This window comes from Polaromonas sp. 39-63-25, assembly GCF_002278925.1.
Lineage (GTDB): Bacteria > Pseudomonadota > Gammaproteobacteria > Burkholderiales > Burkholderiaceae_C > Polaromonas.
In genome coordinates, this window is record NZ_NCJH01000009.1 from 71713 (window position 1) to 84690 (window position 12978).

The 12978-nt window shown below is 62.4% G+C and carries 14 protein-coding genes; 4 read left to right on the forward strand and 10 right to left on the reverse strand.

All coding sequences use genetic code 11. From position 1 onward, the window contains the following. Positions 1 to 91 precede the first annotated feature (91 nt). Positions 92 to 523, reverse strand: a complete 432-nt coding sequence (locus B7X65_RS12925; protein ID WP_293594716.1) for a VOC family protein — start codon at positions 521 to 523, stop codon at positions 92 to 94. A 230-nt stretch (positions 524 to 753) separates the two neighbouring features. On the opposite strand from B7X65_RS12925, the gene B7X65_RS12930 reads away from it, so the two are divergent. Then, entirely contained in the window at positions 754 to 2121 is a 1368-nt protein-coding gene (locus B7X65_RS12930; RefSeq protein ID WP_293594717.1) for a HEPN domain-containing protein, read from the forward strand. 186 nt (positions 2122 to 2307) lie between these two features. Here the strand turns inward: B7X65_RS12930 and B7X65_RS12935 are convergent, their stop codons facing one another. Continuing rightward, the gene (locus B7X65_RS12935) at positions 2308 to 2640 is read right to left on the reverse strand and encodes an SMR family transporter (RefSeq protein ID WP_293594718.1); all 333 of its coding nucleotides are present in this window, start codon (positions 2638 to 2640) and stop codon (positions 2308 to 2310) included. A gap of 57 nt (positions 2641 to 2697) precedes the next feature. After that, on the reverse strand, positions 2698 to 3279 hold the full coding sequence (locus tag B7X65_RS12940; RefSeq protein WP_293594719.1) for a trans-aconitate 2-methyltransferase: 582 nt from the start codon (positions 3277 to 3279) through the stop codon (positions 2698 to 2700). On the opposite strand from B7X65_RS12940, the gene B7X65_RS12945 reads away from it, so the two are divergent. Next, entirely contained in the window at positions 3272 to 3562 is a 291-nt protein-coding gene (locus B7X65_RS12945) for a hypothetical protein (protein WP_293594720.1), read from the forward strand. The two genes, B7X65_RS12940 and B7X65_RS12945, sit on opposite strands and share 8 nt — an antisense overlap. 72 nt (positions 3563 to 3634) lie before the next feature. Here B7X65_RS12945 and clpB read toward each other — a convergent pair whose 3' ends face one another. Beyond that, positions 3635 to 6235: an ATP-dependent chaperone ClpB gene (gene clpB / locus B7X65_RS12950; protein ID WP_293594721.1), complete on the reverse strand. Its 2601-nt coding sequence runs from the start codon at positions 6233 to 6235 to the stop codon at positions 3635 to 3637. A gap of 184 nt (positions 6236 to 6419) precedes the next feature. On the opposite strand from clpB, the gene B7X65_RS12955 reads away from it, so the two are divergent. Then, positions 6420 to 7037: a hypothetical protein gene (locus B7X65_RS12955; RefSeq protein ID WP_293594722.1), complete on the forward strand. Its 618-nt coding sequence runs from the start codon at positions 6420 to 6422 to the stop codon at positions 7035 to 7037. A gap of 52 nt (positions 7038 to 7089) precedes the next feature. On the opposite strand, the gene B7X65_RS12960 is transcribed toward B7X65_RS12955, so the two are convergent. Then, entirely contained in the window at positions 7090 to 8328 is a 1239-nt protein-coding gene (locus tag B7X65_RS12960) for a flavin-dependent oxidoreductase (protein ID WP_293594723.1), read from the reverse strand. 197 nt (positions 8329 to 8525) lie between these two features. Then, positions 8526 to 9539, reverse strand: coding sequence for a tripartite tricarboxylate transporter substrate binding protein (locus tag B7X65_RS12965; protein WP_293594724.1), 1014 nt, complete (start codon positions 9537 to 9539; stop codon positions 8526 to 8528). Positions 9540 to 9617: 78 nt separating this feature from the next. Between B7X65_RS12965 and B7X65_RS12970 the strand changes: the two genes are divergently transcribed. After that, complete coding sequence (locus tag B7X65_RS12970; protein ID WP_293594725.1) at positions 9618 to 10139, forward strand: MarR family transcriptional regulator; 522 nt, start codon at positions 9618 to 9620, stop codon at positions 10137 to 10139. A 9-nt stretch (positions 10140 to 10148) separates the two neighbouring features. Here the strand turns inward: B7X65_RS12970 and B7X65_RS12975 are convergent, their stop codons facing one another. The 4 genes from B7X65_RS12975 to mobB form a co-directional block, all read right to left on the reverse strand. Next, positions 10149 to 10622 carry a molybdenum cofactor biosynthesis protein MoaE gene (locus tag B7X65_RS12975; RefSeq protein ID WP_293594726.1) on the reverse strand — a complete coding sequence of 158 codons (474 nt, stop codon included), beginning with the start codon at positions 10620 to 10622 and terminating at the stop codon, positions 10149 to 10151. A 1-nt stretch (position 10623) separates the two neighbouring features. Next, positions 10624 to 10875, reverse strand: coding sequence for a molybdopterin converting factor subunit 1 (gene moaD, locus B7X65_RS12980; RefSeq protein ID WP_293594727.1), 252 nt, complete (start codon positions 10873 to 10875; stop codon positions 10624 to 10626). A gap of 235 nt (positions 10876 to 11110) precedes the next feature. Further along, positions 11111 to 12379 (reverse strand): gephyrin-like molybdotransferase Glp, encoded by a 1269-nt coding sequence (gene glp, locus B7X65_RS12985; RefSeq protein WP_293594728.1) that lies wholly within the window; start codon positions 12377 to 12379, stop codon positions 11111 to 11113. Further along, positions 12376 to 12909 (reverse strand): molybdopterin-guanine dinucleotide biosynthesis protein B, encoded by a 534-nt coding sequence (gene mobB, locus B7X65_RS12990; RefSeq protein ID WP_293594729.1) that lies wholly within the window; start codon positions 12907 to 12909, stop codon positions 12376 to 12378. Before mobB ends, glp begins: the two co-directional genes overlap by 4 nt. Positions 12910 to 12978 lie beyond the last annotated feature (69 nt).

Sequence of the window (12978 nt, forward strand, 5' to 3'; positions counted from 1 at the left end):
GCAAATGACGTATAAAAACGTGCTGCAGCCCAATGGATTCGGGCGCGAGCAGCTACTGATTCAATAGCAATTCGCGCAGCCCTCAGAGGCTTCAGGCGCGCGCAGGCCCCTTCAACTCAACCGTATTGCCGTCCGGGTCAGAGACGTAAAGCGACAAGCCCTCCCCCTCGGCCCCGAAGTTCACGGCAGCCGCGCCGTGGGTGGGTATGTTGAGCGCGGCAAGGTGCTGCGTCAGAGCCACTTCATCAAAGGGCTCAACCCGAAGGCACAGATGGTCGACATTGCGGCCTTCCTTCGCGGCGCCAGCGCCACCCCGCCGCCCAAGCACGCCGTCGAGCGCGACAAGGTCAATCATGGAGCTGCCGGCTGACAGATGGATGAGGCCGAGGTCATCTCGTCTTCTGGCGACTTTGCAGCCCAGCACATCGCAATAAAAAGCCATGGCACGTTCAAGGCTTGCGACACGAAGCACGATGTGGTCGATGTGCTTGACGGTGAAGCTGGGTGTCGGCGCGGAGGTCATGCTTGACTCCTGGTGGACTTTTCAATGAACGCGAGTATCTTCCAGCTCATATCGTGCTGCAAGTGTTGCACCCCACGGGATACGCCGCACTCGGCTCTTGCCCTGTGATCAACATTAAGAAAGCAGTGATCCGAGAAGTATTCAACTCCCTGGCCAGCGCGCTACACTCGATTTCTATATGCCCTCACGCGCTGAATACCCGGCCACGTGATCGCTGAGAGGATGTGATCATGGAACTAGATGCCCGACTGCAAGACAAGCTGATTGGCACGCTACGTACTGAACTGCCCAAGCTTAGGCTGTCGGATGCAGGTCGACTAGACATCCAAAGCATGTTCGACGCTGACAGGGCCTTTACCGCCGTACTTCGCGGCGCACCCAGCAGGCTGAAAGAGAAAATCGAGGCCTATGTCGGCGAACGCCCCATGGTGTCTCTTATGTTTGGCACGCTCACTGACGAGTTGTTGCTGCTTTCACCCGAGGCGAAAGCAGGCAAAAGTCGGTTATGCGAGCTACCGCAATACAGTGACGTCGAAGCGCTCGCCAACAGACTCTTGGCCTTGCTGACGGCATTGCCCAATCAATACGTCGCCGTTGTCGAACTTCCGGCCAGCATCTCCGACGAACTGTACAAAAGCAGTGCACCGCCTATTCTTGGCCGACAGCTCGCAATCATCGGGGCTTGGCACGAGAAGCAGAGTGGGTACCCCTACCCAACTTCCGATGTCACAGAGAAGCCACCACAAAATGCGCTCATGTCCCTACTCGGCATAGCGGCGCTGCCGACAACAATGTCCGCGTCGGGTCAGCCAACGATCGACGCGCAGCCTCCTTCCCGCCGCAGCCACCTGTATGTGAGGCTCGAAGGCTATATAAACTCCATCTTTTCTCCGCAGCCGCTGAATCGCTTCACTACTCTTTTGAAAGCTTTTTTCGGACTCGCGTTCGGCATGGAAGTACTGGAGAGTGGCTGGAAAATCTTGAACAGCGATCAGCTCTTGATCAACATCTATCAGAGCAGTGCTGACGATTTCCTCAAAATTGAAGAAGAAACGATTGGCGATAACACTAGCGCGCTAATCCGCAAAGTCAGTGTTAGCACTGGTGGGCGTGGACGCATCGTGCAAGATCTACAGACCATCGTACATGTCTTGGACATGGAAGAGACATTGCCGCAGCTCGTCCTCGCAGGTCGCTGGCTCTTCGACAGTCGTTCCAACGGGGACGAACTCATGGGGTTCATGCAGCTAGCTATCTGTGCTGAGGTACTTTTGGGTACTGAGGACGGAGGGGAAGGAGTGACCGCCATGCTGGCCACACGCTGCGCCTATCTAATCGCGAGCAGTGCAAAAGAACGCGACGACCTTGTGACGGAGTTCAAGAGCATCTACAAGGTTCGCTCGAAAATCGTCCACCGAGGTCTTGGCACTCTCAAGGAAAATGAGCGCCATCAATTTCGACGACTTCGGACAATCTGCAATCGGGTCGTTCAAAGGGAAATCCAGCTTGCAATTATGGATGGCCCTCAGCATCAGCAGGCGTTAAAGATGGCTGAGGCCTTGCGTTCATACCCTGAGCCGAAGGCGATCCAACATTGAATGCCCCACGAGTTTCTCGTCAAGTTCGTCGAATCTTGTGACTTAGACCCCGGCACCGGTTTCGAAGAACACTCGCAAACCCCGTTGGATCTGCACCGTCGCACCGTCACGTCATCACACAGTCGATGAGTATTCGGTTCTGTGCTTTGCGGGTGATTGAAAATCAACGATGAAAGAAGCAGCTAGTTAGTGCGCAGCCACCTTGGAAAACACGTTCAGCACCACCACCCCGGAAACAATCAGCCCCATTCCAAGAATCGCCGGTGCATCAAGCTTCTGATTGAAAAGCAGCCAGCCCACGATCGAAATCAGGACCACCCCAATACCCGACCAGATGGCGTATGCAATTCCGACAGGGATGTGGCGCAGCGTGAGCGGCAGGAAGAAGAACGATGTGCCGTAGCCGGCGATGACCACAAACGACGGCCACAACTTGCTGAAGCCATTGCTCGACTTCAGCGCCGAAGTTGCAATCACCTCCGCAACGATGGCCACGAAAAGGTAAATCCAGCTCTTCATTGCGTTCTCCAGATGGTTTGTTCCGTTTGGCCCATCTTATTGCCCGTCGGAAGAAACTCAGGCGTCCGTACGCTCAAGAACCACTTCCCACAGGGCTTTCGACCTGACGTACTTTTTGGTGACAAAGTGCTCAAGCGAAAGCGTGTTCCAGCCTTCTGCAAAAAGTGACGTGATCGCGGCTTCATCGAAGAAGCGTTTGGGTTCACCCTTGACCATGAAAAAGTTGGGCTCGATTTCAGGGTGGCCGCTGGCGCCGAAGTTATGGTCCTGGTCGGAGTTGAGGCGGCACAGAAAAACGCCGCCGGGCCGCAAGGTTGAACGGATGCGCCTTACCAGGGCCTGCGTCTCGGCCCAGGGGAAATAGTGAAGCGACAGGCTGGCAACGACGACCCCCAGCTCACTTGCCACCTCGGGGAAGGGTTCTCGCACGTCTCGGCACTCAACCACCGCCGTCGGTACACGAAGCTTCGTGATGCCAGCCGAAACACTGGAAAGATCGAAAGCGTGGACCTTCAACCCGGCGCCGGCAAGGACAGCCGTGTCGTCTCCGTGGCCACAACCGATCTCCAGCACGGGGTCCGAATTCGCCCGCTCAAGCACAAGGGGAAGCCATCGATTGAGCCAGGGATCGGTGAGCATTGTTTTTGACGCCTTGGATATGTTCCGCAAAAAGTACCGGCTGACACCGCGAGCCATGACAAGCCCTGGCCGGTCGATTCCGGAAAAAACCCAGTCATTGGAGGTTTGTCCGGCACTTTACTGTGCCCCGGACAGGTCTGCCAACATCCGACATGACCTCGCCTTTATGCGCGAGCTTTCCCGGCAGCGGAGCCTGCAGCGGGTCGTTTTTGAAAAAAGAAAACCCGCTTTTGCCTTCGCAAGAGCGGGTTTTCAGGTTTTCATGTATCAAACAGGCCGCTAGCCCTTATACAGCGGGCGCAGTCAGCTACTGATTCAATAGCAACCCGCGCCGCCCTCGGGGCTTAGTAAGGGCTCAGCTTGTGGCGCGGTCGAACTTGAACACGCCGGGCTCGCGCACCGGGTCCACGTCCACCGGGATCGTGCTCTTGGGCAGGAAGCGCCCTTCGAGCAGCAGCTTGGACAGCGGGTTTTCAATCCGCTGCTGGATCGCACGCTTGAGCGGCCGGGCACCGAACACCGGGTCGAAGCCGACCTTGGCGAGTTCGGCAATGGCTGCTTCCGACACCTCCATCGTGAGGTCCATCTTCTGCAGGCGCTCCATGAGCACCTTGAGCTGGATGCGCGCGATGGACTCGATGTTTTTTGCGTCCAGCGAGTGGAACACCACGGTCTCGTCGATGCGGTTCAAAAACTCGGGGCGGAAGTAGTTCTTCAGCTCGCCCTCCACCGCTTCCTTGACGTCTTCATACGGCTGGCCCACCATGGACTGGATGATGGGTGAGCCGATGTTGCTGGTCATCACGATCACGGTGTTCTTGAAGTCCACGGTGCGGCCCTGGCCGTCGGTCAGGCGGCCGTCGTCCAGCACCTGCAGCAGCACATTGAACACATCGGGGTGGGCTTTTTCCACCTCGTCGAGCAGCAGCACACTGTAGGGCTTGCGGCGAACGGCTTCGGTCAGGTAGCCGCCCTCTTCGTAACCCACATACCCCGGAGGCGCACCGATCAGGCGGGCCACCGAGTGTTTCTCCATGAACTCGCTCATGTCGACGCGGATCAGGTGGTCTTCGCTGTCGAACAGGAAGCCGGCCAGTGCCTTGCAGAGTTCGGTCTTGCCGACGCCGGTGGGGCCGAGGAACAGGAAGGAGCCGGTCGGGCGGTTCGGGTCGCTCAGGCCCGAGCGCGAGCGGCGGATGGCGTTGGCGACCGCACCGATGGCTTCGTCCTGGCCAACCACACGTTCGTGCAGCTTGCCTTCCATGAGCAGCAGCTTGTCGCGCTCGCCCTGCATCAGTTTGCTGACCGGAATGCCGGTGGCGCGCGCCACCACTTCAGCGATCTCTTCGGCGCCGACCTGGGTGCGCAGCAAGGTGGGCGCGCTGGTGGCGCCTTTTTTGGACTCGACGTCCTGCGCTTCCTTGAGGCGTTTTTCCAGCTCGGGCAGCTTGCCGTATTGCAGCTCGGCCACCTTGTTGAAATCACCCTTGCGCGTGAACTCCTCGATCTGGAAGCGGATGCGGTCGATCTCTTCCATCACGTCCTTGGAGCCGAGCGCCTGGGCTTTTTCGGCCTGCCAGATTTCGTCCAGGTCGGAAATTTCCTTTTGCAGCTTGGTGATTTCTTCCTCGATCAGCGCAAAGCGTTTCTGCGAAGATTCGTCTTTTTCGCGGCGCACCGCCTCGCGCTCGATCTGCAGCTGGATCAGCCGGCGGTCCAGCTTGTCCATGACCTCGGGCTTGGAGTCCATCTCGATCTTGATCTTGGCCGCGGCCTCGTCGATCAAATCGATCGCCTTGTCGGGCAGGAAGCGGTCGGTGATGTAGCGGTGGCTGAGTTCGGCCGCAGCGACGATGGCCGGGTCGGTGATCTGCACGCCATGGTGAACTTCGTATTTTTCCTGCAGACCGCGCAGGATGGCAATCGTCGCTTCCACCGTCGGCTCGCCCACCAGGATTTTCTGGAAGCGGCGCTCGAGCGCGGCGTCTTTCTCGATGTACTTGCGGTATTCGTCGAGCGTGGTCGCACCCACACAATGCAATTCACCCCGGGCCAGTGCAGGTTTGAGCATGTTGCCCGCGTCCATCGCGCCTTCGGCCTTGCCGGCGCCCACCATGGTGTGCAGCTCGTCGATGAAGACGATGGTCTGGCCTTCGTCCTTGGCCAGTTCTTTCAGCACGGTTTTCAGGCGTTCCTCGAACTCGCCGCGGAACTTGGCACCGGCCAGCAGTGCCGCCATGTCCAGGCTCAGCACACGTTTGCCCTTGAGCGAATCGGGCACCTCGCCGGCGACGATGCGCTGGGCCAGGCCTTCAACGATGGCGGTCTTGCCGACGCCCGGCTCGCCGATCAGCACCGGGTTGTTCTTGGTGCGGCGCTGCAGCACCTGGATGGCGCGGCGGATCTCGTCGTCGCGGCCGATGACCGGGTCCAGCTTGCCCATGCGGGCGCGCTCGGTCAGGTCCAGGGTGTATTTCTTGAGCGCTTCGCGCTGGCCTTCGGCTTCCGGGCTGTCCACGCCCTGGCCGCCGCGCACGGCATCGATGGCCGCCTCCAGCGCCTTGCGTGTCAGGCCGGCCTCTTTGGCGAGCTTGCCGACCTCGGCCTTGCTGTCGGCCACTGCCAGCAAATACAGCTCGCCGGCGATGAACTGGTCGCCGCGCTTGATGGATTCCTTTTCGGTGGCCTGCAGCAGCTTGCCGAGCTCGGGGCCGACCTGGATCTGCTCCTGGCCCGACACCGTCGGCAGCTTCTTGACGGCGGCGTCAGCAGCGGCCTGCAAGGCCGCCACGTTGACACCCGCGCGCTGCAGCAGCGCTTTGGGGCCGTCTTCCTGGCCCAGCATGGCGGCCAGCAGGTGCACCGGCTCAATGTAGGCGTTGTCGTTGCCCAGTGCGAGCGACTGTGCGTCGCTGAGCGCTTCCTGGAATTTGGTGGTGAGTTTGTCCTGGCGCATGGCGTCCCTTGGTGAATTTGATTGCTGAAGATCTGGGGCTGAACCCGGGGCTTTTCAATAGCCCCTGCTCACAACCGGGTTGATGGCTCCTTTGGAAGCGCTTCCCTTTATGCACAGCCTGGCCCGGGTGCGGCTTGACGGAGATCAAGCCCCCGGGGAACAGGCGGCGGACTAAAATGAAACCATGAACATTCACCAGGTGTCGGTCAGTTACGTCCAGGAGCAGGACCGCCTGATGATCCGCATCAACGGCCGGGACGGCGGCGAGTTGCGCGCCTGGCTCACCCGGCGCCTGGCGCTGGCGCTGCTGCCCGTGCTTGATAAAACCGCGGCCGACCAGACCCGCAAGGTGGCGGCCCCGCAGGAGGCGGCCACCAGCCTGGACGAGCAGCGCGGCCAGTTGCTGACAACCTTCCAGAAAGAAGCGACGCTGCGCAGCGGGGATTTTGAAACCCCTTACCGCGACCAGCCCGGCCCGCCCGCCGACGTGGCGGTAGGCCCCGAACCCTTGCTGCTGACCGAGGTGAAGGTCACCCTGATGGGCAACGGCCAGCTGCGCCTGCAGCTGTTTGAAAAGCTGCCCGGGCAACCCACGGTGCGCGATTTCCAGGTGATGATGGACCCGCAGCTGAGCAACGGCCTGCTGCATCTGCTGCACCAGAGCGTGAAGCTCTCGCAGTGGCTCACGGTGCCGGCAGCCGTGGCGGCCGCACCCAATGACGTCGTGGTGCAGGACGCCACGCCCGACACCGAGCCTGCCGAGCTGTCCGTTGACCTGCCCCGGCCCAAATACCTGAATTGATACGTGCCGGGGTTTCCGGACGGCGCCCGCTCCGGCCGCCCGCCATTGCAGCCTAATTCCTGGCCGCCTCCAGCGAGAAGCCGGCCACCTGCTTGTAGTGGTCCGAAATCGCACGCAGTTCCTGCTGGCTGATCAGCGCATCGATGTCCGCAAAAGGCTTGCCGCCGCTCAGCTCGTCCACCTTGATGTTGATGAAATCGGGCGGCACCGAGCGATTCGTCAGCACGATGTTCGCGGTCGGGGTCAGCCGCAGCTGCTCGTAAGCCTGCAGCGCGGCCCGCGCATCGCCACCGGCATGCAGCGCCAGCTGTTCGGCCAGCACGCGCGCGTCGATCAGGGCCTGGGCCGAGCCGTTGGAGCCGCGCGGGTACATGGGGTGGGCCGCGTCGCCCAGCAGGGTCACGCGGCCGAAGGTCCACTGCGGCACCGGGTCCTTGTCGACCATGGGGTACTCGAGGATCTGCTCGGCGTTGGCAATCAGCGCCGGAACGTCCAGCCACGGGAAGCGCCAGTCCTTGAAGATGCCCTGGAAATCCCTGGGATCGCCTTTCTGGTTCCAGTCGTTCATGGCGGCGTTGTCCCGCTGGATCTCGGCGACCCAGTTGATCAGCTGGTGGCCCTCGTCGTCCAGCTTGTCGACGATGGGATAAATCACCATCTTGCCGGTGTCGATGGAGCCGATGCGCATGTAGCTGCGGCCGGTCAGGATGGGTTTGTGCCGCGTCACGCCGCGCCAGGTGTTGATGCCGGCAAACGCGACTTTTTCGTCGGGGTAGAACTGGCGCCGCAGCGTGGAGTTGACGCCGTCGCAGGCAATCACCACGTCGGCTTTCACCGGCGGCAGGCTCATGCCGCTGGAGGTCTGCATGAAATGCAGGGTGGCGCCGCTCTCGTTCTGCTCCACACGCACGCAGCGGCGGTTGGTATGGACCGCGTCGGGGCTCAGGCGCTCGAGCGCCGCTTCGTAAAGCAGGCGGTGCAGCTTGCCGCGCGGAATACCGATCTCGGGCAAGGCGTAGCCGGCATGGCGGCCGCGCGGCTCCTTGTAGATGAACTGGCCGAAGCGGTTGAAAAACACGCTTTCCTCGTTTTCGATGCCGACGGCTTCGAGCTGCTCCTGCAGGCCCAGCGCCGCCAGCTCGCGCATGGCGTGCGGCAGCAAGGTGATGCCGACGCCGAGTTCCTTGACTTCAGGCACGGTTTCAAAAACCTCGCTCTGGATGCCGCGCTGATGCAGCGCAAGCGCCAGGCTCAGCCCGCCTATGCCGCCGCCGACGATGGCAATTTTCATGGTGTTCTCTTCGATAGTTTCAACTGGACTGTCATTGCGGACTTGATCCGCAATCCATGCAGGCACGCCGCAGCCCCGGTTCATGCAGCATGGATCCCGGATCATGTCCGGGATGACGGCGGATATAAATAATGAAAATCAAATTGGCCGCCAGCCCTTGATAGACGGGCGCCACCAGCTATCTATTCAGTAGCAAATCAGTTCGCGGTGATGCCCTGGGCCTGGATCAAACCGGCCCAGCGCTTCGCATCCAGCTCGACCAGGCTCTTGAACTCGCCCGGCGTGCTGCCGCTCGGGTCCATGCCCTGGGTCTGGAAGGCCTTCTTGACCTCGTCGCTCAGCAAAATCTCCCGGATCTCGCGGTTGTACAGGGCGACCAGGTCGGGCGAGGTGCCCGGCGGCGCAAAAATGCCGTACCACATGTCCACATGGACCTTGCCGGCTCTGGCCTCGGCCAGCGTCGGCACCTCGGGCAACAGCGCGTGGCGCTTGTCGCTGCCGATGCCCAGCGCCACCAGCCGGCCGGACTTCACATGCGGCAGGGCCACGTGGATGGGCAGGAACATGGTTTCGATCTGGCCGCCGAGCAGGTCGGTCAGCGCCGGACCCGTGCCGCGGTAAGGGATGTGCGTGACAAACACACCCGCCGTGCTTTTGAACAGCTCCATCGCCAGGTGGTGCGGTGTGCCCACCCCGGGCGAGCCGTAGTTGATGCGGCCGGGCTTCTGCCGCGCCGCCGCCATCAGGTCCGAGGCGCTTTTGAAACCGGTCTTGGGGTTGGCCACCAGCAGCAACTGGCCCCAGCTGGTCAGCGTCACCGGGGTCAGGTCCTTCACCGGGTCGAAGGTCAGCTGCGGGTACAGGCTGGCATTCATCACCAACGTGTTGACCGTCACCAGCAAGGTGCTGCCATTGGGCGCGGCACGCACCACGGCCTCGGTGCCGATGTTGCCGGACGCGCCGGCACGGTTGTCCACCACCACCGGTCGCCCCAGGCGCTCGGACAGCCGGGGGCCCAGCGTGCGGGCAATCAGGTCAATGCCGGTGCCCGGCGTGAAAGGCACGATCAGGCGAATCGGCGCCTGCGGCAGGGCCGGCACCTGGGCGGTCTGCGCGCTCTGGGCCCAAGCGCCCGCGCTGGCGCCAGCTGCCACCAGCAGAAGCCCCAGCTTGACCGCCAGCCGACGGCGTGGAGAAATACTGATCTGCATCAAACATCCTTTTAGGTTTGCATGCTAACAATTATTAACCCGAAGCGACAAGGCACAATCCATGAATTCCCTTAGAGCTTGAGTCAACGAGAACTTTTTACTGCCGTGCCCGCCTTCCACAAACTGACCCAACTTTATGCCCGCCCCGGCTTTCTGCTGCGCCGGGCGCATCAGATCTCGACCGCGGTTTTCGAGGACGAATGCCGCAGCGTGGGGCTGACGCCGGCACAGTTCGGCGTGCTCAGCGTGCTGCGCGCCACGCCGGGGCTGGACCAGTCCACGCTGGCACGTGCGCTGGGTTTCGACAAGGTGACGGTGCTGCGGGTGCTGCGCGGCCTGGAGACGCGGGGCCTGATAGAACGCGTGCCGGCGCCGGCCAGCCGGCGCAATCTGGCGGTGTCGCTGTCAGCCGCGGGGCTGGACCTGCTCAAGCAGGCGCAGCAACCGGCCGATCGGGCCTATGACCGCCTGATGGCACCGCTGAACAAGGCGCAGCAAGGCCAGCTGCTGGAGTTGCTGCAACTGCTGACGACGGGGCTGGAAAACGACGCCCGCGCCGCCTTTGTGCCGCAGGACAAGGAAGCCGACGCGCAAGCCTGAGCCGAGGGTCTAGGCGTTGGAGGCCTGGATGCCCCACTTGGCCAGCGCCGCGTCGTCGCTGACCCGTGCATCGACCCAGCGCGCGCCCTCCGGCGTCTGCTCTTTTTTCCAGAACGGTGCCTGGGTCTTGAGGTAGTCCATCAGGAATTCGCAGGCCTGGAAACTCTCGCCGCGATGCGCCGAGGTCACCGCCACCATCACCACCTGGTCCAGCGGCTGCAGCAGCCCGACACGGTGGATCACGCGCGCACCGAAAATATCGAAGCGCAGCATGGCTTCGTCAATCATGGCTTCGATGGCTTTTTCAGTCATGCCGGGGTAGTGCTCGAGCTCCATGCTGCTGACGTTCAGGCCATCGTTGCGGTCTCTGACCGTGCCGATGAAACTGCAGACCGCACCGACACGTTTGTCGTTCGCGCGCAGCGCGGCGATCTCCTCGGCGAGATTGAAGTCGCCGGTCTGGATGCTCACGCGATCGGCCATCTCAGCCCCCCGTCACCGGCGGAAAGAAGGCGACTTCGCAGCCGTCCGTCAGCGCCGCCGACTCGTCGCTCATGACCTGGTTGAGCGCCATGCGCACCGACTTGCCGCGCGCCAGCGCCTCGGCATACGCCGGGCCGCGTGCAATCAGTTCGTCGCGCAGGGCGGCCAGGCTGGCGGCTGCGGTGTCGATCTGCTCGCTGCCCTGCCCGATGGCTTCACGCACGGACGCAAAATACCTGACGGTGATCTTCAACCTGGACTCCTCAGTTGACCGCTTGTAATCGCTGGGCAAGCCGCATAAACACTCACTTCCTCAGACACGAACACCGTCACCATTTGGGCGGTAGCGCTACGCACCCGATTGAGCCCTTGACGCCGCGCCTGACTGCGTTGCTCCGCCTTGCAGGCAGTAGCCTGCCGCGTTGTCACGCCTTGCCAGACGCGCCACCAAGGACCCACTCGGGCGCGTTCAACTGAGGAATCCAGGTTCATGCCAGCCATTCCGAAAAAGCGATGAAACGCACGGTGTCGCCATGCGCGATGGTCTGGCCCGACGGGTTGTCCACCACGCCGTCGCCCCAGACCGCCGAGGTCAGCACGCCCGAACTCTGGTTGGGAAACAGGTCCAGCCCGCCGGCCGCGTTGCGCTGCACCCGCAAAAATTCACGGCGTTTATCGGCCCGGGGCCAGGTGAAATGGGCGGTAGCCGCTATTGATTTGGTAGCGACGTCATCCACCCCCTGGAGCCTGAGCAGGAAAGGCCGCACCAGCAGCAGAAAGGTCAGGAAGCTCGAGACCGGGTTGCCCGGCAGCCCCATGAAGTGCGCCGCACCGACGCGGCCATAGGCAAAAGGCTTGCCCGGCTTCATGGCAATCTGCCAGAGGTCGAGCGAGCCGAGCTGCTGCACGGCGGGCTTGATGTGGTCTTCTTCCCCGACCGACACGCCGCCGCTGGTCAGGATCAGGTCATGCGCCTGGCTGGCGCTGCGCAGCGCGTCCAGCGTGGCATCGCGCTGGTCCGGCACGATGCCCAGGTCGCTGACCTCGCAGCCCAGGCGCAGCAGCAAGGCGCGCAGAAAGAAACGGTTGGAGTTGTAGATGGCGCCGGGGCGCATCTGGGCGGGCGCCACCTCGCCGGGCATCACCAGTTCGTCGCCGGTGGAAAACAGCGCCACCCGCGGGCGCCGCGCCACCTGCAGCCGGTCCATGCCGATACTGGCCGCCAGCCCAAGCGCAGCGGGCGTGAGGCGCTCACCTTTCGAGAGCACCGTGGCGCCACGCGTGACGTCTTCGCCGGCGCGGCGAATCCACTGGCCGGGCTTGGGAAGCTGCCGCACGCTGACATACCCTTCGCGGTCTGCGAGCGGCTCGCAGTCTTCCTGCATCACCACCGCATCGGCGCCGGCCGGGATCGGCGCGCCGGTAAAAATGCGGGCAACCGTGCCGGGCTCCAGCGCGCTGCCGCTGCTGCCGGCCGCAATGCGCTGCGACACGCGCAGCACCACACCTTCATCGGCCAGCTCGGCGCTACGCACGGCATAACCGTCCATGGCGCTGTTGTCTTCGGGCGGCACCTGCAGTGCCGAGACCACCGCTTCTGCCAGCACGCGGCCGTCGGCGTCGAAAGTGGACACGCTCTCGCTGCCCGCCAGCGGCGCGGCGCGGCCGAGCAACTCGGCCAGTGCCTCGTCGAGGGCTTTAAGCGGCGGGCGCGTGGCGGGTTTCGCAGTGGGGGAAGTGGAGGCGGAAGTATTCATGCATACAACTCGGCGCAGTAGACAAATCGTTCGTGATTCTCGATCAACCAGGCGGCGACGGCATCGGCGTCGTTCAAATCCAGCACCGGCCTGAGGGTGGTTTCGGGCAGCCGGTCCGGCGAGTCGGTGGCAATCGCGACCACAAAATCATCGTCGGGGTAACGCGCCGGTTTGCCCGAGTCGGCGCGCCAGACCTCGACCTTGAGCAGGTCGCTGCTCTTGAAACCTTCCACCAGCACCCAGTCCACGCCCTCGTACAGCTCGGCGATCAGATGGTGCACCGAGAGTGCTGTCGGCTGCTCGAACTCGCGGATCAGCGCCAGCCGGTTGTCCGAGGCCACGACCACCTCGAAAGCCCCGGCCTGCCGGTGGCGGTACGTGTCCTTGCCAGGCTGGTCGATGTCGAAGCTGTGGTGGGCATGTTTGACGACCGAAACCCGCAGACCGCGCAGCTTGAGCGCAGGAATCAGGCTTTCCACCAGGGTGGTCTTGCCCGAACCGGAATAGCCGGCAAATGCAACAACGTTCATGTAATGCCCTGGACCGTTCCGAATATGCTATAAATTTGGTAGCTGCTTGCGCACAGCCAGTAAGGGCCG